The organism is Nostoc edaphicum CCNP1411, from assembly GCF_014023275.1.
In the GTDB taxonomy this organism is placed as follows: Bacteria; Cyanobacteriota; Cyanobacteriia; order Cyanobacteriales; family Nostocaceae; genus Nostoc; species Nostoc edaphicum_A.
The window spans coordinates 1,512,923-1,539,617 of sequence record NZ_CP054698.1 but is presented as its reverse complement, the minus strand read 5'-3'; the positions used below and the strand labels follow the sequence as shown (position 1 = coordinate 1,539,617).

The following is a 26,695-nucleotide window of genomic DNA, read 5'->3' as shown; positions in this document are numbered from 1 at the left end:
CTCTCTCCTTTTAGGAGAGAGGTTTGGAGAGAGGTCAAAATTGTACTTCACGCTTGTCGAGAACCGCTATAAGAACTTTTCGCCAATAAATGAGTAACACGTAAGCACACTGGTGTACAATCACCTAACCCCTCTAATACTTGAGTAACGCGCTTATCCTTCCCGATAAGAGATTGTAGCGTTTTTGAGTTGTATAAAATATACGTCTTTAGTAAGGGTGCACAGCTAGCTATGCACCCTTACTGCGTGTTGAATCGAAAAGATAATTACCTGAGAATCGTCACCGATAGCGTAACCACTACGGGGAAGCAAGCTACGCGTAAAGAAGCGCTAGCGAGTCTTGTCTGCGATGCACTGTTCGCATTCTAAGCTTAAAAGGGAATAGGGAAATCCCCGTAATTAAAAATTAGGGGATTTCTACAATGACGTATTTTTCTTGCGCTACGCGTCTTTAAAAAATATTTTTATTTCTTTTCATAAATAAATTTAATTGCTCTGTACGCTTGATCTTCAGGGCTAATTCTTCTACTGTTCCCCGTTTCCTGTTCCCCCGCCCCGAAGGAGCTTGGTCACAACCTTGTTATGTGCGTCTACAATGCAAAATCCAGATTAATACCAGATAAGAAATAACTTTCAGTAACACTGAATAAATCGGTATAAATAAAGTGAACTAAGCTAATTGTCATTCAAATTGCATCTTTGCGTTGCTGCATCCCCGTATCTTTTTAGCGATTGAACTATGCAACTTAAAAGTGCATCAGATTATTAGGGCTTGTGATTTTTTATTTGCTAGTAGTAAAAGTCTCTTGATGCAGCAGCCTCAGCGGATTTCCATTGAGGGAGGAAAAATGACAATCAATTATAGTTATATTTATTTATACCCACTCGTCTAATTGGAGCGAAAGATGCGAGTATATTTTTTTACCTATTGATTAGTAATTTAGGAGCAGTTAAGTAACTGTTGAATAACCGTTTGAAAACATGAAACAATGAGGATACAGCTAAGACGGTAAAGAAAAAAAACAGATAGATAATTAGCGATATGAAGCAATCTAAGAGCACGCGAAGACGAGGACTTATCCTAACGATCGCTGGGTTGAAGCGTTTACAGGCGTCGATTCTGACGATGGAAAAGGTACAAAATAATGGGCATCGCTTCACTCTAGAAGATTTAGGCGATCGCATGAATGTTTCTACCAAGACTCTAAACCGATTATGGTCATTGAATACAGGCGTGGATCAAAAAACCCTAAAATTATGCTTTAGCGCCTTTAACTTAGAATTACGCAGGGAAGACTATACAATTCTGAGTGAATCGAATCATACTGAAAACTCTCAAACTCTCTCACTGAGTTTAGACACAGAAGAACAAAAGTTATCTCCGTCTTTATCCTTAGATTCATTTGTTACTCAACACCATAACCTACTCGAAAATCTTTGGTCATACCCAGATGGCCCCGTAGCTTTAGATTCGCCCTTCTATGTCGAACGCCCCCCCATTGAGGAACTAGTCTATCGAGAAATAATTCAACCGGGCTGTGTGATCCGGATTCGAGCGCCAAGAGAGATGGGTAAAACTTCTCTAGTGGTGAGGCTGTTAGCCTTTGCCAAGATGCAAGGTTATCGCCCGGTGAATGTGAATTGCAACCAAATCGATTCAAGCTGTCTGACAGACTTAAACAAGCTTTTGCGTTCTCTTTGCTGGCAAATTGCAACAGAATTAGGCATTGATCCTAAGTTAGATGACAACTGGGATGAGGAAATAGGCTGTAAGTTAAGTTGCAGTGTATATTTGCAATCTTATTTGCTCAACCAGAGTAAAAGTCCAGTGGTTTTAGTCTTAAATGAGGTTGACCGCTTTTTTGAATATCCTGAAATTGCTCGAGAGTTTTTTGGTTTGTTGCGCTCTTGGTATGAGGAAGCACGACAAGATAACGACTTGCAGAAATTGAGGTTAGTGGTGGTTTACTCTACAGAAGTATATGTCTCTCTGGATATCAACCGCTCCCCATTTAATATCGGATTACCGATCCGTCTACCAGAATTTACTGAGTACCAAGTAAAATATTTAGCTCATCGACATGGGCTGGACTGGACTTCTAACAAGGAAGTTAAGCAACTAATGTCTCTCGTGGGGGGACATCCAGCGCTAATTCGGATTGCTTTGTATTATCTCTGCTGTCAAGGGATTACTTTAGAAGAACTGATACAGGATGCGATCGCTAACGGTGGTATCTATCGTTATCATTTATGGCGACACTGGGCAATTCTGCAAGAAAATCCCAGTTTGGTAAAGGCATATGTTGAAGTTGTGGCCGCAAAGCAAAGCATTTCTCTGAATCCCATTGACACTCATAAGCTCGAAAGCTTAGGGTTGATCACTTATGAAGGCGATCGCATCCTACCGCGTTGCGAACTCTACCGTGCTTACTTTAAAAAACAACTAGGCGTTGCTGAATTTGAATATAAATCATTGCAAAAACGTGCCTGAGAAAAAACTATCAGATACTCTTTTTCTCGCGCTCACCTTACTCCTACAATACAAGCAAGCTAGCAAGAGCGTCTCCGTAGCGCAGCTTTTCGTGGAGAAGGGAAGGAGAAGTTAGAGCGGCAACTTCCTCCGCTCAAACTTCTCTTGAGCGTGACCTTTTTAGAACGGATTGTTAAGTTATGAGGTGAAGTGTTTTGGTCTATAAGCCAGATAAAAAGCCTTTTTTAATCCTAAATTCTGACGATATCCATCTTTATTTTGCTCTAGTTTATGGCTGCTGATTTTGGTATTTCCAATGAAAAACAATTAATTAGCTGACCAATAAAGCTGATAATCCTCAATATGAAATTTTCCATTATTGGAAGACATTTTGAAAAAGAAGTAATAATCTCCTGGCTCCCAAATACTAAATTCTTGCTCTTGTTCTTGAACATTAGCTGTCGAACCACCATTAGGGATGGTCATGCTAGCAGTTTGTGTTCCGTTATATGCTCTCATCAGAAAAACTTCTAGCAGGCAGAAACCCTGTATTTCAGCCGAATAACGAATTTTAAAACGGATTTTTCCTCCATCCCGTAGGGTCTTTTTAATAGAGAACTTTTCGGTTTGAATGGGATTACCAGACAGATAAATGTCTTGACCTTGCGTTAACATATAGCTTTGCCTTTGATTGAGTGAACTCATGATTTTTCCTCAAATAAGAATAGAGTCTATTGAGATGATTGCATTGTTGTCTAATGTTTTTTACTGTCGCGTTTGTATTTTCTCGCCATCAGCAAGAAAACGCAATGACAGATAAGACAGTTAAGAAGACAGTTAAAAAATAAATTCTGATGGGTGAGCGCAATCTATAAAAATAGAGATTGAACAATCAGATATTTTAGGGTGATGGTAAAGTTACGCTGTTCTGCTGTTGCAATGAATGAGATAATTGCTTCACACGCCACAGCAACGATTAACACCAGCTGATAAAAATCACAGCCTTCCGAACTCTTGCAGGTTTTTCAAATCCAATTTAAAGTCTTCAACTTTAACTTGAAGTCCAGAGAGGTTTACTGTGGACTAGTACCGCAAGGCGGAATTAAAAATTAAAAATCAAAAATTAAAAATGAATACAGCATAAGGGTTTCGTTTATTTGGAATGATTGGTTTATTTTCGCCGTGTTGTACTAGTGGTCTGTCCCATTAGTTCTGAAGGGTTATAAAAGTTTGTAGTAAGGACTTTAGTCCTGGATTTTTAAGCACTTAAGTGCTTACTACAAACCTTGCAAAATTAATGGGACAGACCACTAGCATGTTCACTAACTATCTCGGTTGCAATATACTTCTGGCGTGGGTGATTAGGCTGATGAGGATAGAAGTAGTTAATAAGACCTGACGCAATCAAGGCGCGAATTATTTTTAGAAGATCACGATAATTGCGAGAGTTAGTAGTTATAAACTTTAGTCTGACTAAATTATTAGAGAACATGGACGGTGTAATGCTTGCTTTAGTAAAACTTGATATTCTTCATCCTCAACTCGATAGGCACCAAACCTCTCCAAGTGAGGATTCATCATTTGGGCATCAAAAAATACAAATTCTCTCTGACGCAATCTCTCCACCAACTTGACCATCGCTACCTTTGAACCTTCGGGAATGCGGTAAAACATCGACTCGCCAATAAAAGCCCCACCAATAACAATCCCTAAAATTCCCCCGGCTAGTTCGTCACCTTGCCAAGTTTCAAAACTATAAGCATAACCACTCTGGTAAAGTAGCCAGTAAATCTTTTCCAATTCTGGTGAAATCCAAGTTGTCTCTCTGTCTGCACACCCAGCCACCACAGCTTGGAAGTCCCGATTAATAGCCACGGTAAAGCGTTCTTGATTCAGAACACGCTGCAAAGACTTGGGGTAGCGAAACCGTTCATCCAAAGGAATCAAAGTTCGATCGCGACTTCCGTACCAACTCAGGCGATCGCGTTCATCAGCCATGAGAAAATAGCCTTGTGCATAGCCCTCAACAATAGCGGCGATATCATATTGCATAAATAAATATAAAAAAACACTAGAGAAACGCAATTTGATGTTAACAGTCAACCTCAGCGTTCCTCTGCGTTTCCCTCCGCGTCCCTCTGCGTTAAAAAAAATGACTCAACCAATTCCACCCATCACCCTACCACCCCCTGAAAATCCGTTGCTCGAAGGTGAATGGTTACGAGAACGCTTACAACGGTGGCTAGATACAGAATTTATCCCCGAAGCAGTAAACCAAAATATTGCCCAACGAGCCGCACAGATTTTTGTGCGTCAACGGATGGAAGGAGAAAATGACCTTGGTTCTCTGGTAATTGCCATTGTCACAGAGATGCAGTCCTATGATTTTTCCAATAGCTTCTACGGAGAGTTTGCGATCGCCAACGCCGTCAGCGATCTACTCTTAGAAAGTCTGGGAATTGATAAATGTTGTGGCCAATAATATTTTGTCATTTGTCCTTTGTCATTAGTCCTTTGTTATTTACCAATGACTAATGACTAATGACTCTTGACTACCAACTAGACTTAACAACTCCAGGCAAAAGACCTTCATGTGCCCATTCCCGCAGCACGTTCCGAGACAACCCAAAATCGCGGTAAACGCCTCTAGAACGACCAGTCAACCAACAACGATTACGGTGGCGGGTGGGCGCACTATTCCGGGGTAGCTGTTGAATCTTCCGGTGGATTTCCAGCTTATCCAGAGGAGATGCTGCACTTCTGAACTCTTCCAGAAGGGCTTCTCGCTTGTCAGCATACTTTTCTATCAACCTGGTGCGCTTTTTCTCGCGCTCAATCATGCTCTTTTTCGCCATATATTCTCTAACTTATTTAAAGACACCGTTCTCTATTCTACAGTCTCTCCATCAATTCCGGGGTTATACGTGTCGCTTACCCTATAACCACTGGCTTATTCACAGCAGGACATAAATCGGCAAGCTCACAAGAAATACAGACGGGAGAGCGGGCTTTACAAATAGCACGACCGTGATAAATCAGCCGAATTGACCAATTTTCCCAATCAGACTGAGGCAATAAACCCATTAAATCTTGCTCAATCCGAACGGGGTCTTTTGCTTCAGTTAAACCCAAACGTCCGCACAGGCGCTTGACGTGAGTATCTACTGTCACGCCAGCATTAATGCCATAAGCATGAGCTAGGACTACATTTGCTGTCTTCCGCGCCACACCTGGAAGCTTTAACAACTGTTCCATTTGGTTGGGAACAACAGAGTCAAATTCAGTCACAATCATCCGACAGGCGGCTTGAATGTTTTTGGCTTTATTGTGATAAAACCCAGTTGAGCGCACCAAACTTTCTAATTCTACTAAGTCAGCGATCGCTAAACTCTCAGCATCAGGAAACTTACCAAATAAAGCTGGTGTCACCTTATTCACTCGCTCATCAGTACACTGAGCCGAGAGAATGGTTGCTACCAACAGTTGTACTGGCGTTGAGTAGTTTAAAGAGCAAGTAGCATCTGGATAAAGACGCTTCAGACGAGCTAAAATTTCTAGCGATCGCTGCTTTTTAGATAATGATTTGCGGGTAATACTCACTGAAACAATCTTTGTACCCATTCCAATTGGCTAGTTAATTGGGTGGTTTCTTTGACTATCAGAAAAATTCCTAACCCTAAAAGTAGCACCAAACCTGTTTGCATTACACCTTCTTGAATACGGCTAGGCACAGGCTTACCACGCAAACCTTCAATCAGCAGAAAAGCGAGTTGTCCACCATCCAAAGCTGGCAAAGGTAAAATATTGATAATAGCCAAGTTAATGCTGATAATTGCGGCAAAAGACAACAGATTTACACTATTGTCCTCAGCTAACTTTGCACCTATTTTGACAATATTAACTGGCCCAGAAACTTGTCCAGCAGTTTGTTGAAAGTTGGTAATCAACTGGCCAAAACCGCTGAGTGTACCAACAAATAATTGTTGAAATCTGTTAGCAGCAATGCCGAAAATTTCAAAAGGACTATTAGGGCGGCGATAAGTTGCTGTAGCATTTGGACTAAGTGCCACACCAACTACACCTTTGCCATCGGCTCCTAGTTTTGGTGTTAATTTCAGGGTTTGTTGTTGGTTTTCACGCAGAATTTTCAGTTCGATTTGCTGATTGGGATGAGTTTGAATCTCTTTTGTCAGCAAAGGAGTTGACTGATCAGAAGCCGGGAGTTCCTGACCGTTCACAGCCAGAATAATATCTCCTTCCCGAATTCCTGCTTGATAGGCAACAGATTCTTGATTAACAGGCTGTACAAGAACACCAGCTTGATAGTTTAATTCCTTGGGAATACCAACGATACCCAATTGCAGAGCCAACACTAAGTAGGCAAATATTAAATTTGCGATCACTCCGGCACTGATAACGATCGCCCGATCTAAAACTGGACGGTTACGCAGCAGATTTGGGTCATTGGGTGGAACATCGCTATCGGGGTCATCATCGGGAAAGCCCACAAAGCCGCCCAAAGGAAAGGCGCGGACAGCATATTCGGTTTGTGAACCTTGGTACTTTAAAAGAACTGGGCCAAAACCCAAAGAAAAACGATTAACCAGAATGCCTTGAGAACGGGCTGCAACAAAATGTCCCAACTCGTGTACCAAGATCAAAACAGCCAAGACTGCGATCGCTGCTAAAACTGACATAGAGCAAATTAGTGAAAATATTAAGCTATAGTTATCTCCATTCTAATTGGGCATTGAGTATTGGGTATTGGGTATTAGTCATTGGTCATTGGTAAATAACAAAGGACAAATGACTAATGACAAACTATAAAACTTCACGTCCCAAGTAAGGTTGCAACACTTCTGGTATCCTTACCGTCCCATCAGATTGTTGATAATTCTCCAAAATTGCTGCCATCGTCCTTCCCACAGCCAAACCGGAACCGTTGAGGGTATGTACGAACTGAGTTCCTTTCTTCCCCGCCTCTTTGAAGCGAATATCAGCCCGTCGCGCCTGAAAATCTATAGTATTAGAACAGCTAGAAATTTCGCGGTATTTGCCAGAAGAAGGCAACCAAACCTCTAAATCATAAGTTTTGGTAGAGGCAAATCCCAAATCCCCAGTACTTAAATTTACTACTCGGTAAGGCAACTGCAATGCCTGTAAAATTGCTTCTGCATTCCCCACCAATTTCTCTAACTCATCAAAAGACGTACTGGGTTCGACAAATTTCACCATTTCCACCTTATTAAATTGATGGAGGCGAATTAATCCCCGCATATCGCGCCCATAACTACCAGCTTCACGGCGAAAACAGGGAGTAAAGGCACAGTGGTAAATAGGTAAATCTTCAGCAGCTAGAATTTCACCACGGTAGAGATTTGTAACTGGAACTTCAGCTGTCGGAATCAGCCATAAGTCATCATCAGCACATTTAAAGCTTTCTTCCGCAAACTTGGGTAACTGACCGGTCGCCGTCAAAGACTCAGTATTCACTAACAGCGGCGGGCTGACTTCGACATACCCAGCTTGAGTATGGAGACTGAGCATAAATTGAATTAATGCCCTCTCCAATGCTGCACCAGCGCCTATCAATGTCACAAAGCGACTTTGGGCAACTTTTACAGCTCGTTCAACATTGAGAATACCAAGCTTTTCGCCAATTTCCCAGTGAGGAAGAATATTCGCATTTTGGGGAATATACTCATCACCCCAACGGCGCACCTCTACGTTATCTTCTTCATTCTTACCAAGGGGTGTAGAGTCGCTTGGCAAGTTGGGAAGTGCCAACACAAGTTGTGCAATTTCAGCTTTGAGTTCTTTTTCTTGGGGTTCCAGTTGGCTCAACGTAGCTTTGACAGAGTTCCCTTCATCCCGCAAGGCTTGAATTTCTGGGTCTTGAGGATCGATCCCAGATTTAATCTTCTGCCCGACAATTTTACCGATTTCGTTGCTACGGGCTTGGAGTTGACTACGCGTCCCTTCAAGCTCCCGTTGTTGCCGATCTAACTGTAAAATCGGTTCAATGTCGTATTTACCACTACGACTATTCAATCGTTCTTGAACTAATTGCGGATTTTCCCGTATTTGCTTGATATCCAGCACAGATTTTTCTCAGTTTTTAACCTATTATCTACCTGCCAACACATCAGCATATACTGATTTTGAAAGAAGTCAAAAGAATTACTTGATTTTGACTTTTACTTTTCTGCCGACTCCTCTTTCTAAGGTCGGTTAATGCGATTCAGTAACCAAAGCGATGCCACAAGCCCTGCAAAATGCGCTGAGACAGTGTTGGTGTTTGCCTGTACAACAAGCATATCTAAACCGCTAATAATTCGGGTAGGGTCAAAAAATTGGGTAGTTATAGCTTGAGGAGATATGGATCTTGCTACCAGTGTTCCAACGATCGCTTGCGCCCCTAAAAGAGTCACCAACGTTCCCCCTAAATTCACCCACAACCCTAAGCGTAATACTTGCACAGTCTCACTTTTCCGAGGGCGGTTGCTGGGATTGGAAGATTCCAATTGCTTACCAATTCTGGTGTAACGGTAAGCTAAATAAATGCCCCCACCCAAAACAACCAATCCACAAATTGCTAAAAATACGCCAAAGCCAGTCCCAGGATTATTACTAGGACTGCCAGTTCTTTGATTAAAGATGGCGAACAGCAACACAATTATGCTAGAAACAACGCCTAGTACTAGCTGAATCCAAAAACTAATCCAACCTGTAAGGCGAAAAGTTTGGGCAATAGCCCGGAGAGTTGAGGAAGATGATGGGGCATCGGGAGTTTGTGACATAGTTCACCAATGTGCTGGGCGCTTGATTAAAGGACACGGGGACGGGGGGATACGGAGACACGGAGAGTTATTTCCCCTCACCCCCGCGTTTCCCCATCTTCTTTCTGACTTTTTATGCTATCTGGAAAACCTCTTTCTAAATCTCTTCCTTCTAGGAAACATACTTTGAATTTTCCCCTTCCCAATGCGGGAAGGGGTTTAGGGTATTAGGTTAATCGTTAGCTTTTCCATATAACGTGAAAAGTCAGGTCTTCCCCCCGCCTTTAGGTCTTCTTTGATCAATTTACTATCACGCTTGCCAAATGACACAAGAGATTCTCTTGTTGAAGAAATTAGTAATGGTTACTGCTTAAGTGTTTCCACTGCCGTAGCAGCTTTAACCCAGACGTTTCCCTTAGCGCAAGCTTTTAGAATTCGCATTGGGAAAATCACTGTAAAACAAAGTGTTTATTAACTTTTACAGACAAAATAGCATTTTACCTGTAAAATTTCTTCGATGGCATTTTATTGCTTAAGCGGTTCTAACTAGTTCGGCATCACTTGACACCAAGATAGTGACTTTACCACTGTCTGTTCGCTCCTCACCACACCGTATCGAGCTTGGGTAGGAATACATTATTTTCTGCCCCTAAAACTCGCAAACTCTTCCCACAACTTCACAGGCGTGGGTGATTATTTGGTGTTTACGCAATGGATATCTAGTCTAAGTAGCTTTATCTGTATTACTCGCTTGGTAGTAGCACTGTATACTGACTACAAGGATTGTAGACCTTACCCTAAGGCATTTTTTTAGCCATTCACTAACCATGAAACTTGAGGATATATATCAATTCTTTGAAAATCCTCCGCCAACTTACCTTTGTCAAGAACTAGCAGTTTGTTACATCCTGTCTGTTTTATTACAAGGTGAATCCTACGGAACCGAGTTGATCGAGCAATTAGAAACTGAATATCCCATCTACCGACTTTCAGATACCGTACTTTACAGTGCAATAAAATTTCTGGAAGATCAAGGGGCAATCACTGGATATTGGAAGAAACTCGAAGGACGGGGACGCCCCAGGCGTATGTACCAAGTTTCTCCCGAATGGCAAGTTCAAGGTCAGGATTTAGCTTTTCTTTGGCAAGACTACATCAATAGGAGGACAAAGTAATCCGATTTTGGATGTTGGATTTTGGATTTTGGATTGTGGAAGAGTCCCTAATAATTGCTTTTTGGCGCTCCATTTCTCGCAATCATTGTTCAAACTGGTATAACGAATAATTGATAATGAATAAGTCTCCTCCAGTCAAACACTAACAATTAGTTATGGATACTGCTATTCTGCCATCTACGTTCCTGTTAACCTTGTTGTTATCCGTTGGGCTGTTTTTCTTTATTCGTGCCTCGACTAAAGACCGCATAGAAACAGCGCAACTGGTATCTGAGCAAGACGAAGCTGTTTTAATGTCTCAATTAAAAGAGTATTTTCGCTCGCGGTCTTACCGAGTGGCAGCGGTAGACCGAGAACAAAACAAGGTGACTTTTGAAGGTAATGTTCGCCCTAGCTGGTTCTTAGCTATATTTCTAACTTTACTGGCAGCTATTGGGATTGTTTGTCTATCTTTGGTGGTATACCTGCTTTTTCCTGGCCTGAGTACCATTGTTCTGGCTATGGTACTGCTGTCGCCTTTAAGTGGTCTATTTTATTGGAAAAAATCTGAAAGACTTGAGAAGGTTTCGCTCAAAGTAGAAACAACTCAGAGCGAACAAACCTCCTCAAGTAAGATAACCGTAGTTGCCCATCGAGATGAACTCAGTGAGTTACAGAGGACTCTACAGCTAAAGCCTGGGATATAATTGTTGATTTTTGTGACCATCTTTTAACTATGATATGCAGACTTCTGACCTGACCTACTCTTTAGGCAATGGAAAGTAGGAAGGAGGAAATTAAGACCACTGCTTTGTCAGTTTTCCCCACGACACAAGTTGTGGGGAAAAAATTTAAATTAATTAACTTAAATTCATTGACAGAGCTTGCCTAGCAATCTACGGCATAGAGCGCAACTTCACGAGCGCTTTTAAACGCGCTTGGCTCTATACCTACTCCCTTCTTTCTGCATCATCAAAATAGTATCAACCCATGCAATCTAGCGTGGCTTGAGACAAGTTTACTTTCCAACTACCTGGACTAGACTTACTGGCAAATCAGCTACAAACTAAAAAAAAATTAAATTTTGCATAAACTTAGCAATTTTGCCAGTTAATGATAGTCAGGAGCCACACTCAATGCTTAAGATGACCATCTATGGTTCACCGACTAGCTAAAGCAAGAGGTTCTTGACCTGGCGAAGGTTCTAACACCCTCAAGCTAGGAAACAAGAAATGGTTTTCCTCTACGTATTGAGCACCAAACAGTCCCTTTTCTGCCCAGAAATAACGATCTGTGGTGTGTTCATTTCGCTTTACGAGTAGCAATGCCGGTGGCAAAATCCCTTCAGCTTGAATGAATCTTCTCGCTGCTGTCACAGGCTTTTCTTCGCCACTTTCGATGCTATATTGAGGCACATGTTCCAAAATTCGCCGTCCTTCCTGACGACGACGACTCTTCCTTTTGCGTCTCCTTGCCAATCTATTGTCCTCCTCTTTCAAGCTATAGATTGTAGTGATAGCTACAAAATCCGTCGTCATTATATAGGTTCTAGTTCAAAATATCAATACTTTTTAACCTTTTCATGTAAGAAAGTTAATATCTTTGAAAATAGATAAAACAAAACCACCTAAAGATATAATCCCCTGGTACAAACCATCTCTGAGAAAATTTTAGTTAAGCTTTATTAAATGAGTGAGGTAAAAATTAAGTATCCTCTCTTACATCATGCCTCAAAATCTGTAATCTTGAGCAAGAGCTAAAAAATGTTAATGTCTGCCAGTTCCGATTTTCTTGCTCTGTGTCGAGAGCAAATAGCGCTACTAACCCAAGGGCTGGGAGCAACTTTAAGTATTGTGTACCTAACACAAGAATTGGTAGAGACTCCTTCAGGCGATGCAAAACTTATTCCTGTGGTAATTTACCCGGAAACAGCATTATTACCGCCAGGGGAGGTAACTGCTGAGGCGACAGCACACAAGCAGCTTCAAGTTGGAAATGTGTTTGTATTACCCAATGATCAGAGAAAATTATTGACAGCAGGATCAGGATCTCCAACCTCATCACAGGGTTCGGAGATACCAGATGCATCTCAACCCCATCTCAAAGAGGAATACCTATTTAGTGGAAACCAAATTGTTTTACCTCTAATTTATGAGGGTGTGATGATGGGCTTACTGGTGACAAGTAGGCAAGACCGGGCATGGAATGAAAACGAGGAAAGTCAGATTCAACGAATAGCTCAAACATTAGCGATCGCTTGTATTTTAGATCAACGACGAGCATGGTTTGAGCAGCAGTTGCATGAGCAACAAATTCTCCAAGAAAAACAGCGGGATTTATTAGATAACCTTTTGCATCAGTTTCGTAATCCATTAACGGCGTTGCGGACTTTTGGAAAACTGCTATTGAAAAGACTACGACCAGCAGATGCCAACCGGGATGTAGCAAATAGTATTGTGCGCGAAAGCGATCGCCTGCAAGAATTACTGCAACAATTTGAGCAAGTAATTGACTTGACAGAGGCAGATTTAGCACCACTACATCTTGCAGAAGATGAAGTATTTGTAGAAGCAACTATCCAAAAAGACGCTAAACCACCGTTATTATTGCCAGGAACGGGAGATAAAGCAGTTGACTGCTCGTTAACAGATATATTAGAACCATTATTAATATCAGCCAAAGCGATCGCTCAAGAGCGAAAGCTAAAACTAATCACTGAAATTCAACAGAATTCATCTCTAGTACGTGCCAACGTCAAAGCATTACGAGAAGTATTAACTAACATCATCGATAATGCTTTGAAATACACTCCTACTGGTGGCAAAATTTTGATTCAGGCGGGGCAAGAAAAAGCTAATTTTCAAGGAATTATTATCAGTGACAACGGGCCTGGGATTCCACCCGAAGATTTAGAACATCTTGGAGAACGTCATTATCGGGGTGTACAAGCGCAAACAGAAATCCCCGGCACAGGTTTGGGGTTAGCGATCGCTAAACAATTAATAGAGCAAATGCAGGGCGAAATCGAGGTTTTCAGCCCTGCAATCAACTCTAAGCTAACTTCACCCGATGCGCCGGGGACTACATTTATTATTTGGTTGCCGGAAGTTTAAAATTTGTCCTTTGTCCTTTGTCCTTTGTAAAGACTAATGACTAATGACCAATGACCAATGACTATCTTACTGAAACCAACAAGTTCTGATTGATTGTCATTTGTAAATCGGTATCTGGGTCAATTGCTACTAAGTCAACGCTATTTCTGCCGAAGAACAGACCAATCAATGCACCGATACCAGCGCCACCCAAGACTTCTTCTGTGGCAATGGCGCGATCGCCTGTGACAGCAGATACCGCAGCAGCTGCACCTGCGCCCAATACGGTATTTCTGATAATTGCACCAGTACTAGTACCTTTGTTGACGGTTTCAGTTTTGGTAATCACGTCAGAACTAGCGTTAAGTTGATACTCTTGACCACTGGCCAAAACTAGTTTCTCGGCAATGAATTGAGAACCGCCTGTAGCAGGTCTGAGTTGACCAATAACTTGACTACCAGCAGGAATCACTACAGATCCGTCTTGCGTAACTACGTTTTGGGATACTGTCAATGTCAAAGGCGCTGTTTCGTCCTTTGTAACCAGAATTTTTTCTGCCTTGTCATACTTCACAGGAATAGCAGTCCCTTGAGGAATTGTGACTGATACAGGTGTTGGGGTAGTAGACCCAAGTGCCACAACATAAGGCGAGTTAATAGCTGAGGCTTGATTAGAGCTAACTAATGCTTGGTAGATAAAAGCTGCTACCTGAGCGCGAGTGGCGGTTGCAGTTGGATTCAGGAAGTTCACATTAGGATAGTTGACCACAATTTGCTTTTCAGTTGCAGCTGCGATCGGGCTACGGGCATAGCTAGCGATGTTAGAGGCATCGTTGAAGTATTGCAGAGTGCTTTCAGTATTACTGCTGGGACTATATTCCAGACCGTTCGCAAGGGAAACCAAAACTTGTTGACGGGGAATAGCCTGGTTAGGCTCAAAGCGATTTCCAGGATAACCTGACAAGAAACCAATGGTATAAGCTTGCTGAATTGCACTGGATGCCCAATAGTTACTAGGCACATCAGCAAAATTGATTGCTTGCCGTTGCGGTGCTTTTTGGAAAGCTTTGTTGACCATAGCGGCAAATTGAGCGCGTGTTACCGCTTCTTCAGGGCGGAAGGTGCCATCAGGAAATCCAGCAATTACGCCTCGCTGAGACAATTGTTGAATAAATTGTGCTGCCCAATAGTTAGATGAAACATCAGCAAAAGTAGTTTGAGCAAAAGAAGGTGCAGCTGTAATGAAGGGCGCTACAGTACCAACTGTGACGCTTAAAGCCATGAATGCAGCTGTTTTAGATTGCCAACGATTTAAGTTAAACATAATGTTTTACTCCAGTTCAATTTAATTTTTTACTTGTTAATTAACTAGACATTTACGAAAGTATAAGGTTCCCAATTTTCTCTGCTTTTTGTAAAAACCATTACCTTAGTCATACAGTCATAATCAAGAAGTCTCTATCAAACGAAGTAGGTAATAGAAGTAGTAGTCTGTCAAGTTTAAAATGAGGAGTAAACAAGTTCGTAGTAAGGACTTCAGTCCTCATTTTCTAAGCACTAAAGTGCTTACTACAAACCCACAAAATAGCTTGAAAAACTAGTAGTGTAATCACCTTATTAACTCTGAACACAATTAAAACAGTGTTCTAATAAATATCAGTACTGAGTAAGACGATACAGAGATAGAATAGTTGCTGATAAATAGATTTTTTATGGTTAAAAGTGAAAGCGATCGCACACTATAGTTAAAGTGGCGATCGCATATAAGGAATGATTAAATTCACAACTTGAATGAAGTTAAATCTAGTAACGAGATGGTGGTACTAAATTCAAGTTAGAATTCAGTGTGAGCCTTAAATCCTGTGCAGGTCTGAGGACAAAAGCATTTCCTTCTTTTTTCCGCAACAGGACACTCGCACCTGCACCCGCAGCTCCACCGAGAACAGGTTTTAAATCGTCAACTCTGCGGTTCCCAGTAATTAGTGAACCTAAAAGACCAGCACCCGCACCAATAGCTGCATCAGTTAAAACCTGACCTGTGCTAGGCCCCTGTGAAACTTTTTGAGTTGTGGTATATGTGCGAGAAGTTGCATTAATCGACTGACGCTGACCATTAGAAAATTCTAATTCTTGAGCGACAAACCGCACACCTTTTCCTTGGTTATCATCATCTCTTGTATCTCTGGAATAACTATCTAAGTCAACAGATTCTAGCCGTCCATTTACTTTAGTACCAGCAGGAATCAAGACGTTTCTATTTCTGTCGATAATGTCGTTCGCTATCCTCAAGGTTAGAGACTTACTTTCGCCAGGAGCAATAGTGATTGTTTCTTTTTCGTAGGTGACAGGTAAAGCAACACCAGAAGGAATAGTAACGTTTCCATATTGTCCAATTCTGTCTTGCCCAATTCTGTATTGTGCATTAGCAGGAGCCAAGCTCAATAGAGGGCTAATGACGCTTGTAGTAACTGCCATTGCCATAAGTGCAGCAGTTCCAGATTTCCATTGATGTAGGCGAGTCATAAGAGGGTTGTCCTTTGTGTATGTGATGTATTTAATGACGAGGATTCACTGAGTTTGTTTCTGACTGTTTTTGAACCTGTCTATAGGCGTATTCCGCAGATAAAAGTACTTATATATGATCGTAAGTCTGTGCGATCGCAATCGCTCCTCAGAATTTGTCTTCTGCTAATGTGTGTTACTAAAATCAAAAGCAAGACACTCATAAGACGTAAAATGAGTATCATTTTGTTCCCAAATGCTGTTTTATTACTTATGTTCACATATCTAAGCCATTGAATAGAGGGGAATGGTCTGACTGTGAACTCTTACTTCTATTGTAGATTAATTTGCTAGGACTTGGAAAATATTATCGCTTTCTTTTAGAAATGCTAAAGTCAATTTATAGAGTAATTCCTAATGTCAGCAAGTGAAGTGCAATACTTGATTATTAACGCACTTATTACTCTCGGTTTACTTGGTAATAGGTTCTATGATGAAGATAGTGGCAATTGGTACATAAAGATACCAGCCCAGTCTTACCGCTACGGTTTTACAAAAGGGTGATATTGTTCCGATTAGTTGGGACTTGTAATTATGGCAAATTGGACTGAAAAGCAAAAACAAAAGTATGCTAGGTTCCAAGAAATTTTAGAAATTGGGAAACAGCGTTATGTGGATGCTGGTGGTAATCCTCAACGTTATCGAGTAGGTTTCAAAGGTCAAGATTACTTGACAGATGAAGAGAGAAAAGAAGCTACCAAAATCATGCGGCAAATGTTTGGTATTTCCATCACAAATGGTTATGTCTATTGTCAAGGGTCTTCTTGGCAGTTGCCTGAGAATTCGCTATTAGGTAAAAAGCAAGTCTAATAACAACAGATATAGCAGTCCTAAATCATTCGTGAACAATAAGATCCCCGACTTCTTTGAGAAGTCGGGGATCTGAATTTATCGATTTTCACAACTCATTTAGGTTCGCTATAGGTAACTATTATAACCAATTATTGACCTGTGGTACTGAAAGATAATGGGTATTTAAGATTGCTGCTGACGCTGTTTAATCTCTGCGATCGTTAATAGCAAAGTATCTTCTATTTGCTGCCAGTACATATATTGGATTGTTGATACCTCGGTCAAGGTCAAGCGATCGCAACTAGCCAACTAAAATTATGTTTTGGCAACTAGAATTCGGACAATCATACAATCGAAACCCGCCAGCGCGGGTTTTAATTTTTTAGAATTATCCACAAAAAGCGATCGGTTAAGAGAATTCTCAACTGGCCCAATATAGTTTGGTTAAGATTTTGCGATGAAAATTCTAGAGCGCAAAGACGCCATAAATCGCCGTCTCTACAATAATCAGTCTAATAAATAACGATAAGCTTCCAGGAGAGTCTCATTTTTCTCCGAATATAGTAAAACTTCTTCATTCAACAAGAAAAATTCACTCATCATATTGTTAATTTTTGTAAAATTGGTGTATTCAAGACTAGAAACCTGATATCTAGATAGCTAAACTAACAAACAGTGCATCTGTACTGTTAATTATTAAAAGTAGATGTGGCGCTATAGCGTGAATGATCCCAGTACAACTTATCCTCAAAAACTTTCTTAGTTACCGTGATGCAACTTTAGATTTTGGCGGTTTGCATACGGCTTGTATTTGTGGTTCCAATGGTGCGGGTAAATCTTCTCTTTTAGAAGCAATCACTTGGGCGATTTGGGGTGAAAGCCGTGCCACCGTTGAAGATGATGTCATCTATTCTGGTGCTAAAGAAGTTCGGGTTGATTTTACTTTTCAAAGTAACCAGCAAAAATATCGGGTGATTCGTACCCGAATTCGGGGAGGTACTAGCGTCCTCGAATTTCAAATAGAAATACCATCTGGGTTTCGCTCACTCACTGGCAAAGGGGTAAGAGCAACCCAAGATTTGATTTTAGAACATATCAAGCTCGATTATGATACTTTTATTAATTCTGCCTACTTACGTCAAGGTCGTGCAGATGAATTTATGCTCAAGCGTCCCACGGAACGCAAAGAAATTTTAGCGGAGTTGTTAAAACTCAATCAGTATGATGATTTGGAAGAACGTGCTAAGGAATCTTCTCGTCAGTTCAAAGCACAGGCAGTAGAGTTAGAGCGTTCTTTGGAGTCGATAAAAACTCAGCTGCAACAACGTGAGACAACTCAAGCGCAAAGAGTGGAGTTAGAAGCCGAACTTAACCAACTGCAACAGGTACAGGCTTTTGATAATATTCAATTACAAAGTTTGCAAGTTGTCCAGCACCAGCGCCAAAGTTGGGAACAACAACTCAATTTTGTAAAGCAGCAATACCAAAATCTTACCCAAGATTGCGATCGCCTCCAACAAGAACAATCAGCTATTGGCTCTCAGCTATCAGATTTAGAACAAATATTACACCAAGAAGCTGAGATTAAAGCTGGATACGCCCAATATCAAAGTCTCCAATCTCAAGAAGAAGCTTTTGCTGTCAAATTTGAAGAATACACCCGCGCCCAACAGAATCGCCAACAAAAGCAACAACAGCTTACTAAACAAATTCACGAAATTGAACGGCAACTGCAACAAGCCCAAGCGCAGTTAGAAGCTTTGCAGCAACAAGAGCGAGATATTCAGCAAACTCTGACTAAATCAGGTGAAGTAGAAGCTGCTTTGTCACAACTAGCCGCAGCCCGTCACCATGTTGCTCGTCTAGATCAACTGCAAATGCAAGTTACTCCGTTGTTGCAACAACGAGCAACTTTACAAAGCCAACTCGATCGCACTCATGCTGGTTTAGTAGCGCGACTCGAACAACTCCAAAGTACTGAGAATCAATTGCAACGCCAGCACCGCCGCCAACCGCAACTGCAACAAGCGGTAATGGATGTGGCAATCCAAATTGAGGAACTGGATAAAAAGCGGGTTTATCTGCAACGAGTCCAAGAAAAAGGGCAAGAAAGGCGGCACTTTATCGAACGTTTGCAAGCTCATCAACGGGACTATGAAAAACTACTGGGAGAATTAGAGCAGAAATTGCAAATGCTCCAAAATCCTGAAGCACTTTGTCCATTATGTGAGCGTCCTTTAGACGAACATCACTGGAGTCGGGTAGTGGAAAAAACCCAGGCTGAGTTGGAGGATACTCAAGGGCAGTTTTGGGTAGTGCGAGAACAAATGGCTGTGTCTGACCGAGAAATTCAAGTACTTAGGCAGGAATATCGGGAAATTTCCCAACAGTTGGCGGGCTACGATGGTTTACGCGAACAGCGGGGACAGTTGGCAGCACAGTTAGAAGCTACAACCGATGTGCAACAACAGTTACAGCAAATTGCTGCCGAAAAACAGCATTTAGAGCGATCGCTCCAAGCTGGTGATTACGCTCCTGATAAACAAGCCGAACTCCGGCAGCTAGACCAATATCTCCAACAAGCTAATTATAATGAACAAGACCATGCCCTCGCCCGGAGCGAAGTTGAGCGGTGGCGATGGGCAGAAATTAAACAAGGGCAGATTAAAGATGCAACTAAGCGACAAGCGCAACTATTAGCCCGAAAACCAGAACTCCAGGCTCAAATTGCCCAATTACAAACCAGAATCCAGCAGGATCAGACTGATTCTGAATGTGCTAAACAAATCGCGGCTCTTGAGCGTCACATTACCGAAATTGGCTATAGTTCCGAGCAGCACAACAATCTGCGTATGGCTGTAAAGAAAGCTCAATCTTGGCATTTACGATATCAACAACTACTATCAGCCCAGCAACAGTATCCGCAACTCCAGACGAGATTGCAAGAGTTAGAGGACTCCAAAAGTGCCAGATTGACAGAGCGGCAAAAGCTGGGCGGACAAATCGAAAGCATTATCCAGCAACTACAAGCAACAGCTAACCCATCTGCACAAATTCAAGCTCTAGAGCAGCAGTTAGCAATCCGCAGACGGCAACTCGATGAGCAAATTGCCAAGTTAGGGCGTTTAGAACAGCTGGCGCATCAACTGGAAACGCTGCAAATTCAGTATGAACAACAGCAGCAGCAATTACAATCTTGCAAACAGGAATATCGTGTTTATCAGGAATTAGCGCAAGCTTTTGGTAAAAATGGCATCCAAGCACTGATGATTGAGAATGTGTTACCGCAACTGGAAGCTGAAACAAATCAACTACTTTCGCGGCTGAGTGGGAATCAGTTTCATGTACAATTTATTACTCAAAAAGCTGGACGAAGTGCTAAATCAACCAAGAAAAATGCCAAGTTAATAGACACCCTAGATATTTTAATCGCCGATTCTAGAGGAACGCGATCTTATGAAACTTACTCTGGTGGGGAAGCCTTTAGAATTAACTTTGCCATCCGTTTGGCTTTGGCGAAATTATTAGCGCAACGGGCGGGGGCGGCGTTGCAATTGTTGATTGTGGATGAGGGTTTTGGTACCCAGGATGCCGAAGGATGCGATCGCTTGATTGCAGCGATTAATGCGATCGCCTCCGATTTTGCCTGTATCCTCACTGTCACTCATATGCCCCATCTCAAAGAAGCTTTCCAAGCCAGGATTGAAGTAAATAAAACTCAGGAAGGTTCGCAGTTGAGTTTGTCAATTTAACAGGAAGAATTCAGGAGTCAGGAGTCAGAATTCAGAATTTAATTCTATGCGACAGATATATGAATAAACGGTAGAATACCACATAAATTGAAAATTTGCTGCTGCTTCTATGTGGCAGTTACGAATACCCCATGCTCTTGATTCTGATTTCTGAATTCTTCTTTAATTAAATTTTACCCGTGCATCCAGACCTAATGAGCGAAGCTTTTTTGATAGGGTTTCTGCTTGAGCGCGATCGCTAAATGCCCCAGCATTCACATAATCCCCTAAACTGGATTGCTCCGCGGTAGCATTGGGTATATATTGTTGTACTTTACTCAGAGTATCATTATTGGAAATTGGAATTATTACTCTGTAAGGATTGTTAGCAACTAATGTGTTGCCATTGATAACAGGCACTACGTTATTAGTGGGAGGTAAATAGCGAGTTTGAGGTGCTACATAGTCATTAGTAGGAGATAAATAACTATTAGTCTCAGCATAATCGCCCCCAGTCGAGTTATTCAACCCTAATGCTTGCCAAGTTTGCCAATCTACATTTCCAGTCGAATTAATTCGAGAAGATTGCTGGAATGCAATCACCGATTCTCTGGTGTAATCGTTGAAAAAGCCATCAGGATTAGTATTAGAGAAACCCAACTGCCACAAACGCTCTTGAACTAATCTGACATTCTCTCCCTGATCGCCTACAGTCAAATAACTTCTGGCTGGTTGTTGAGTAGGATATCCACTAGTCGAGGCTCTACGTACTGCCTCCAAAACTTGGGCATTGGCGATGCCATCAACAGGTAAGCGATAATTTCGCTGAAATTGGATGACAGCTTCCCTAGTCATTGGGCCAATATTCCCAGTGGGATTAGTATTAAAAAAACCTAGCTGCTGCAAACGTACTTGGAGTTCTCTCACCTGCTGAGTCGAGAGACTTGATCTAGCTGTACTTGGAGAGGAACCCAGTAGTGCGTTCCAAGTTTGTCGATTCACAATCCCATTAGCAGATATGCGATAACTTCGCTGGAATGCAATTACAGCATCTTTAGTAATTTGTCCAAAATTCCCAGTGGGATTAGCATTAAAGTAGCCTAACTGCCGTAAACGCTGTTGCAACCTTGTAACTGCTGCACCAGTGTTGCCTTGAGAGAGAGTAGGGTATTGACCAACTGCACCACTAGTACTCCTGCTAGAAGCTCTACTCTGACAGGCTCGTTGCAAGGCTTGTTGAGTATTAATACCCACAACTCCATCAGCAGGTAGCCTATTGGCTTGTTGGAATTTAATGACAGCATTTTGAGTCAGGCTAGCAAACTTACCTGTTACCGGGCCGTTAAAGTAGCCTAATTTTTTTAAACATCTCTGGTTACTGGTAACTTCAGCGCTATTACTTCCGATTTTCTGAAGTGCTAAAGCTTGCCCAGCGATACTCAGAAGCCCCGTAATCAGTGCCACAGACAAAAGACGTATTGCAGCACTAGTAGATAACTTTTTCCAATTTAAAAATTTGAAATTAACTACGATAGGAACAACCTTGATGCTTTCGGATGCCTCGTAGACTGAGGCGAGCTTGATTAAATAGCTATCTACCCCTGTTTTCACTTGCTTTTTTTAAATTGATGACTATAAAAAAGTATACTACTTTCTCTGTGTAATAATTACTTTTCGTATGATTCTTTACAAGTAATTGTCCTGGGGAGTGGGGAGTAGTAGTGCTGAGTGAGAAATCTCGCTTCTTGGCTCGGAACTGTTTTGCCCCATGCCCAATGCCCCATGCCCCATTCCCCATACATATTATTCATCAACTTTTTCAGTATTACCTGCTTTCACCCAACCTTCTTGTTCGCTACCTTCTAAACGAATCTTTTGCCAGCCTTTATCCCCGCTTTCTTCCAAGACAATAATTTTTTGATTAAAAGTAACCCCACCAATCCGTTCAGCCTCTTGATTTGGTTGCGATCGCAAACTCAAGCCATCAGCCCAAGTAACACGCCCTCGGTAAGCTCCCGATGGCAATGGTTTTGCTGTTGGGGTAGCTTTAGGCGATTCTGTGGGAGTAGAAGTTGAGCTTGGAGACAATTGAGCCTGAGTTGCTTTGGGGGCTTGGGCTTTCACTGAGGGACTATCGTTTGAATAAACCGGTTTGGCAGGGGGTATGCCGGTGCGATTCATGAAATAGAGAGCAATTGCAGCACCGCCACCTATTAATACAGCGATCGCTAAGAAAAACCCAAGTATAAACTTTGTTAAGCCAGACAACATAGTTAAAACCTGATTATTAAGAGTCAAGGGTCAACATAATTCGTAATTCGTAGTTGCACTGATAAGGGGCTTGTACCTTCTTAATTACGAATTAGTAATTATTTAGTCAAGGTGAGCCAGTCACGTGCGTATTTTACCCATTAAGGGGAGTGACGTTGATCTGGCTCTCAAGATTTACGGGTAGAGAAGCAATGTAACCTATCCGTATAAGAATCAATAGTCCATAATAATTCATCATTAACTATTGACTATGGACTTTTGACTAACTCATTACTTTAGCTACTTCTGAATATCTTCATGTAGTCCGTCGGAGGCGTTCGCTTAAAGGATTGTGTTTCGATGCTAAACGCGCTCTCCCAGCAGCAGCCCACTCTTGGAGTTGCTGAATTTGCTCTACGGCAGTTCGCGCCAAGGGTATGATCTGACTCGCTGCTTCTAAAATATCATCCGTAGCAAAGTCGCGGTTTTGGCTAAATCCAATATGCATCGCTTCAATTAAAGTTTGCTCAATCTCTGCCCCAGAAAAATCCGGTGTCTCATAAGCTAATCTTTCGATGTCATAACTTTTCAAGTTATGGGGGCGCAGTCGGGATAAATGAACATCATAAATTGCTTTTCTTTCTTCTTGGGTGGGCAGTCCCACAAAGAAAATTTCATCAAATCGCCCTTTGCGGAGCATTTCCGGCGGTAAAGCTTGGATGTCATTGGCGGTGGCGACGACAAACACGGGTGAGCTTTTTTCGGCTAGCCAGTTAATAAAAGTACCAAACACACGGCTGGCTGTTCCGGCATCACCTTTGCTACCAACTCCAGCAAAGGCTTTATCTATTTCATCAATCCACAAAATACAGGGCGCGAGGGCTTCAGCTACTTGGATCATTTGGCGAGTCCGAGATTCTGATTCACCAACCAAACCACCAAATAACCTTCCCACATCTAGACGTAGCAGGGGTAAATGCCAGTGGTGAGCGATCGCTTTTGCCGTTAACGATTTACCAGTTCCCTGAATACCCACCAACATTAAACCACGGGGGTGCGGTAATCCGTACTGTCGCGCCTTATCTGTAAATGAGCCTCCCCGACGAATCAGCCAATCTTTCAAGTTATCCAGTCCGCCAATATCAGAAATTTGCTCAGTGGCAGGGTAGAAGTCCAGGATTTGGGTTTGGCGGATAGTTTGGCGCTTTTCTTCCAAAACGAGATCCACGTCTTCTGGTTGCAATTCACCGTGAGTTGCGATCGCCTTTGCCAAAACCCGGCGAATCCGTTCCATCGAAAGTCCTTGACAAGAACGCACTAAGTCATCTAAAACTTGGCCAGAAAGTGAGTTACCAGTACTTTGTAGTAAGCGTTCTACCTCAGTTTTAATTTCTGGGGCGGCGGGTAAGGGAAACTCGACGACTGTCAGAACTTCCGTTAAATCGTCGGGAATGGCGATGCGTGGTGAGAGTAATACAATATTTTTTGGTTGCGACTTGAGAAGTCTGGACAGATTACGGAGTTTGCGAGCGATCGCAACATCATCTAAAAAGCGATGATAATCTCGTAAAATCAATACCGCAGGTGCGGAAGCTGGTAATTTTTCGATAAATTCTAAAGCTTGCAACGGGTTACGTCGCCCAAACCCAACATCATTGGGGTTTCCTTGGTAGCCATCGACAAAATCCCAGGTATACACTGGGCGATTACCCTGGTTAGTTGCTTCTTCCCGGATAGCTGCTTCTACCCGTTCTTCCTCATAAGTGGGAATATAAATCAAGGGATAGCGGGCACGTAGCAGCAGTTTAAACTCTTCACGGAAGTTCATATATAGCTGTTATTGGTTAGTTTATCTTGAACGCAATGTACAACTTTCTTGGTTCAGAAAGCCAATGAGTAACCAGCAAGAACAATACAATATTGCTTTTCTCGTTCAGCAACTATACACAAGTCAAGATAATGCTGTTCTCAAACGGACTGCTAAACATTTGGGGTTTATTGGTGCTAATAACCCAAATGTAATAGCTGCCTTGATTCATGTAGTACATACCACAATTGATGAACCAACACGCTGGGCAGTAATTCAAAGTTTGAGCGAAATTGGTACTGATAATAATGATGTTATCCAAACTCTGATTGAGCAACTCAATACTGCTCGTATACCTACCCGCAGGATAGCAGCTCAGAATTTGGCAAAAATTGCTGTTGGTAATCAATATGCAATTACTAGTCTAATAAGTTTGGCACAAATAACTGAAGAAGAACATACTCGTCAGTATATTGCTTATAGTTTAGGATTTATTGGAAAAGGTAATAGAGAGGCTGTTAATGCTCTAATTGATTTAATCTATAAAAGTTCCGATGAATATACTTACAACTTATGCGTTGATGCTTTTACGAATCTTGTTAAGTGGAATAAAGATATAATTGACGCTTTAATTCATATAGACAAAACAGCAGAATTTTGTACTCGTTTGAAACTATTGCGGACGTTCAAAGTAAGAGGAATAAATATAAATGGCTATACTTCGTATTCTTCATTTCGTCCATTGTTAGAACAAATGAAAGAAGAAAATAACCCAACTGAATAATAGGTCTGACTTTTCACGATATCTGGAAAACTTCTCCTCTTGTGGCTTAGGGGGTTAGGTTTCGCGTAGTTTATCCTAAAAATTCTGGATCGTTTAATATTTCCTCCATCATTTCACAAAACGATGGATATCTTGTTGCATCCCCATATTTAGAATCAAAGAACCAAGCTTCCCACTCACCATCACTTGTAATAACTTGAGGATTAAGTAAAAAAATCATAAAATATTCCTCAGTACTAATTTCTAGACACGTTTGTAGATGTTCTACACGAATATAAGATTGCTCATTACCGTAAATAAAATATTCTTCGTCTGGTATTGGTTCCAAATCCTGGTGCAGTTCTATTAACTCATCTATAGAGCTTTCTCTATCTAAAATATACCACTGAATTTCTTCAACTGAAGAAATTTTGATGCCATATTCTGAAGTAGAATGCAACCCATTAGAAACTTTGATAAACTCTCTGTAAGAAGACGGAAAGGTTACACCTAACCTAGCTTCCTCAGCAGAAATTTGCTCTTCAGTTGCACCTGGATAGCCTAAAGATCCAGATTCAATAACTTCTGGAGGTAACTCTTCCTGCTCATACTCTTCAAGTGCTTCTATTCGCTGACGGCTCCATTCTCTAATACGACTTTCCCAGTCAAAAGTCTTCATTATGTGATTTTTTATTGAAAGTTAACTAATCAGTAGTTTAACAAAACAAGCTTTAATAGTATTAACTTATAAATTTTGATGTTGAAAATTAAATATAAGTTACAAAACTAGTATTTATTAAAAATAATCAATAATTTTTATTAAAAATGCTTGAAAAATAAATTATTTAATATCTGATTTAATTAGTTTTAGTAATTGATAAAATACAACAATTTTTGATATCTTTCAGATAGAAATTATGATTATCAACTATACCAAAAGTATTTAATAAAATATAAAACAATAAGCCTGTTTAGACAGGCTTAGTTAGTGTAGGCGCAGCCTTAAGTCTGACGGAATTACCAAATTATTACCCCGGAAGTTGCTTTTTCAAAGCTTCCAGAGAAGCCCAACGGTTATCAACTGGAGTTTCAGGACTATCAGAACTCTCAGCAGTACTACTTACAGGAATACCTGGACAATTGCGATGCCTAGGTTGGTAAACTACGCACGGGCGGGAAATCACCTTGGTTAAGATGCTCTTAATGTTCTGTTACCAAACCTGGGAAGGTTTTAGATTTAGTAAGGTAGGACGTATATACTCAAGTAAGGAATCCTTACATTTGATAGCAAAGGC

General features: G+C 41.4%; 25 protein-coding genes and 1 pseudogene. 10 read left to right on the top strand and 16 right to left on the bottom strand.

Annotated features, from left to right (window positions below; all coding sequences use genetic code 11):
- Window positions 1-1,042 precede the first annotated feature (1,042 nt).
- On the top strand, window positions 1,043-2,491 hold the full coding sequence (locus HUN01_RS09155; RefSeq protein ID WP_181930995.1) for an AAA-like domain-containing protein: 1,449 nt from the start codon (window positions 1,043-1,045) through the stop codon (window positions 2,489-2,491).
- 306 nt (window positions 2,492-2,797) lie between these two features.
- Here HUN01_RS09155 and HUN01_RS09150 read toward each other — a convergent pair whose 3' ends face one another.
- Together HUN01_RS09150 and aat are read right to left on the bottom strand one after the other, a co-directional pair.
- Window positions 2,798-3,175, bottom strand: coding sequence for a hypothetical protein (locus HUN01_RS09150; RefSeq protein WP_181930994.1), 378 nt, complete (start codon window positions 3,173-3,175; stop codon window positions 2,798-2,800).
- 768 nt (window positions 3,176-3,943) lie between these two features.
- A complete protein-coding gene (gene aat / locus HUN01_RS09145; protein ID WP_181930993.1) occupies window positions 3,944-4,522 on the bottom strand; it encodes a leucyl/phenylalanyl-tRNA--protein transferase in 579 nt (192 codons plus the stop codon).
- Between the two features lie 100 nt (window positions 4,523-4,622).
- Here aat and HUN01_RS09140 point away from each other — a divergent pair, with 100 nt between their 5' ends.
- Window positions 4,623-4,952, top strand: coding sequence for a hypothetical protein (locus tag HUN01_RS09140; RefSeq protein ID WP_012410384.1), 330 nt, complete (start codon window positions 4,623-4,625; stop codon window positions 4,950-4,952).
- A 70-nt stretch (window positions 4,953-5,022) separates the two neighbouring features.
- On the opposite strand, the gene rpsN is transcribed toward HUN01_RS09140, so the two are convergent.
- The 5 genes from rpsN to HUN01_RS09115 all read right to left on the bottom strand — a co-directional run bounded on the left by rpsN (window position 5,023) and on the right by HUN01_RS09115 (window position 9,270).
- Window positions 5,023-5,325 carry a 30S ribosomal protein S14 gene (gene rpsN, locus HUN01_RS09135; RefSeq protein WP_012410383.1) on the bottom strand — a complete coding sequence of 101 codons (303 nt, stop codon included), beginning with the start codon at window positions 5,323-5,325 and terminating at the stop codon, window positions 5,023-5,025.
- 76 nt (window positions 5,326-5,401) lie between these two features.
- The gene (gene nth / locus HUN01_RS09130; RefSeq protein WP_181930992.1) at window positions 5,402-6,091 is read right to left on the bottom strand and encodes an endonuclease III; all 690 of its coding nucleotides are present in this window, start codon (window positions 6,089-6,091) and stop codon (window positions 5,402-5,404) included.
- Window positions 6,067-7,167: an RIP metalloprotease RseP gene (rseP, locus tag HUN01_RS09125; RefSeq protein WP_181930991.1), complete on the bottom strand. Its 1,101-nt coding sequence runs from the start codon at window positions 7,165-7,167 to the stop codon at window positions 6,067-6,069. Before rseP ends, nth begins: the two co-directional genes overlap by 25 nt.
- 124 nt (window positions 7,168-7,291) lie before the next feature.
- Window positions 7,292-8,572 carry a serine--tRNA ligase gene (serS, locus tag HUN01_RS09120; protein WP_181930990.1) on the bottom strand — a complete coding sequence of 427 codons (1,281 nt, stop codon included), beginning with the start codon at window positions 8,570-8,572 and terminating at the stop codon, window positions 7,292-7,294.
- A gap of 119 nt (window positions 8,573-8,691) precedes the next feature.
- Entirely contained in the window at window positions 8,692-9,270 is a 579-nt protein-coding gene (locus HUN01_RS09115) for a DUF3611 family protein (RefSeq protein WP_181930989.1), read from the bottom strand.
- 295 nt (window positions 9,271-9,565) lie between these two features.
- On the opposite strand from HUN01_RS09115, the gene HUN01_RS09110 reads away from it, so the two are divergent.
- From HUN01_RS09110 to HUN01_RS09100, 3 genes are all read left to right on the top strand, one after another.
- The gene (locus tag HUN01_RS09110; RefSeq protein ID WP_181930988.1) at window positions 9,566-9,724 is read left to right on the top strand and encodes a hypothetical protein; all 159 of its coding nucleotides are present in this window, start codon (window positions 9,566-9,568) and stop codon (window positions 9,722-9,724) included.
- Window positions 9,725-10,076: 352 nt separating this feature from the next.
- Window positions 10,077-10,424, top strand: a complete 348-nt coding sequence (locus tag HUN01_RS09105; RefSeq protein WP_069071351.1) for a PadR family transcriptional regulator — start codon at window positions 10,077-10,079, stop codon at window positions 10,422-10,424.
- Window positions 10,425-10,579: 155 nt separating this feature from the next.
- Window positions 10,580-11,110 carry a cofactor assembly of complex C subunit B gene (locus HUN01_RS09100; RefSeq protein WP_181930987.1) on the top strand — a complete coding sequence of 177 codons (531 nt, stop codon included), beginning with the start codon at window positions 10,580-10,582 and terminating at the stop codon, window positions 11,108-11,110.
- A gap of 453 nt (window positions 11,111-11,563) precedes the next feature.
- Here HUN01_RS09100 and HUN01_RS09095 read toward each other — a convergent pair whose 3' ends face one another.
- Entirely contained in the window at window positions 11,564-11,881 is a 318-nt protein-coding gene (locus tag HUN01_RS09095; RefSeq protein ID WP_041566316.1) for a DUF3155 domain-containing protein, read from the bottom strand.
- A 285-nt stretch (window positions 11,882-12,166) separates the two neighbouring features.
- Here HUN01_RS09095 and HUN01_RS09090 point away from each other — a divergent pair, with 285 nt between their 5' ends.
- A complete protein-coding gene (locus HUN01_RS09090) occupies window positions 12,167-13,516 on the top strand; it encodes a sensor histidine kinase (RefSeq protein ID WP_181930986.1) in 1,350 nt (449 codons plus the stop codon).
- Window positions 13,517-13,577: 61 nt separating this feature from the next.
- On the opposite strand, the gene HUN01_RS09085 is transcribed toward HUN01_RS09090, so the two are convergent.
- Window positions 13,578-14,819 carry an S-layer homology domain-containing protein gene (locus tag HUN01_RS09085; RefSeq protein ID WP_181930985.1) on the bottom strand — a complete coding sequence of 414 codons (1,242 nt, stop codon included), beginning with the start codon at window positions 14,817-14,819 and terminating at the stop codon, window positions 13,578-13,580.
- Window positions 14,820-15,298: 479 nt separating this feature from the next.
- On the bottom strand, window positions 15,299-16,018 hold the full coding sequence (locus tag HUN01_RS09080; protein ID WP_069071347.1) for a conjugal transfer protein TrbI: 720 nt from the start codon (window positions 16,016-16,018) through the stop codon (window positions 15,299-15,301).
- 396 nt (window positions 16,019-16,414) lie between these two features.
- On the opposite strand from HUN01_RS09080, the gene HUN01_RS09075 reads away from it, so the two are divergent.
- Together HUN01_RS09075 and HUN01_RS09070 are read left to right on the top strand one after the other, a co-directional pair.
- Window positions 16,415-16,561: a hypothetical protein gene (locus HUN01_RS09075; RefSeq protein ID WP_181932969.1), complete on the top strand. Its 147-nt coding sequence runs from the start codon at window positions 16,415-16,417 to the stop codon at window positions 16,559-16,561.
- A gap of 30 nt (window positions 16,562-16,591) precedes the next feature.
- Window positions 16,592-16,867: a hypothetical protein gene (locus tag HUN01_RS09070; RefSeq protein WP_181930984.1), complete on the top strand. Its 276-nt coding sequence runs from the start codon at window positions 16,592-16,594 to the stop codon at window positions 16,865-16,867.
- Between the two features lie 165 nt (window positions 16,868-17,032).
- On the opposite strand, the gene HUN01_RS36025 is transcribed toward HUN01_RS09070, so the two are convergent.
- Complete coding sequence (locus HUN01_RS36025) at window positions 17,033-17,158, bottom strand: hypothetical protein (RefSeq protein WP_257798114.1); 126 nt, start codon at window positions 17,156-17,158, stop codon at window positions 17,033-17,035.
- A gap of 416 nt (window positions 17,159-17,574) precedes the next feature.
- On the opposite strand from HUN01_RS36025, the gene sbcC reads away from it, so the two are divergent.
- Window positions 17,575-20,601 (top strand): exonuclease subunit SbcC, encoded by a 3,027-nt coding sequence (gene sbcC / locus HUN01_RS09065; protein ID WP_181930983.1) that lies wholly within the window; start codon window positions 17,575-17,577, stop codon window positions 20,599-20,601.
- A 162-nt stretch (window positions 20,602-20,763) separates the two neighbouring features.
- On the opposite strand, the gene HUN01_RS09060 is transcribed toward sbcC, so the two are convergent.
- From HUN01_RS09060 to HUN01_RS09050, 3 genes are all read right to left on the bottom strand, one after another.
- Window positions 20,764-22,191, bottom strand: coding sequence for a peptidoglycan-binding domain-containing protein (locus HUN01_RS09060; RefSeq protein WP_181930982.1), 1,428 nt, complete (start codon window positions 22,189-22,191; stop codon window positions 20,764-20,766).
- A gap of 192 nt (window positions 22,192-22,383) precedes the next feature.
- Window positions 22,384-22,851 (bottom strand): SH3 domain-containing protein, encoded by a 468-nt coding sequence (locus tag HUN01_RS09055; protein WP_181930981.1) that lies wholly within the window; start codon window positions 22,849-22,851, stop codon window positions 22,384-22,386.
- Window positions 22,852-23,146: 295 nt separating this feature from the next.
- A complete protein-coding gene (locus HUN01_RS09050; protein WP_181930980.1) occupies window positions 23,147-24,658 on the bottom strand; it encodes an AAA family ATPase in 1,512 nt (503 codons plus the stop codon).
- Between the two features lie 64 nt (window positions 24,659-24,722).
- On the opposite strand from HUN01_RS09050, the gene HUN01_RS09045 reads away from it, so the two are divergent.
- A complete protein-coding gene (locus HUN01_RS09045; protein WP_181930979.1) occupies window positions 24,723-25,421 on the top strand; it encodes a HEAT repeat domain-containing protein in 699 nt (232 codons plus the stop codon).
- A gap of 70 nt (window positions 25,422-25,491) precedes the next feature.
- Here the strand turns inward: HUN01_RS09045 and HUN01_RS09040 are convergent, their stop codons facing one another.
- Both HUN01_RS09040 and HUN01_RS36530 read right to left on the bottom strand, forming a co-directional pair.
- The gene (locus HUN01_RS09040; protein ID WP_181930978.1) at window positions 25,492-26,079 is read right to left on the bottom strand and encodes an SMI1/KNR4 family protein; all 588 of its coding nucleotides are present in this window, start codon (window positions 26,077-26,079) and stop codon (window positions 25,492-25,494) included.
- Between the two features lie 349 nt (window positions 26,080-26,428).
- A pseudogene (locus HUN01_RS36530) lies at window positions 26,429-26,545 on the bottom strand (YceD family protein); the annotation flags it as partial.
- Window positions 26,546-26,695 lie beyond the last annotated feature (150 nt).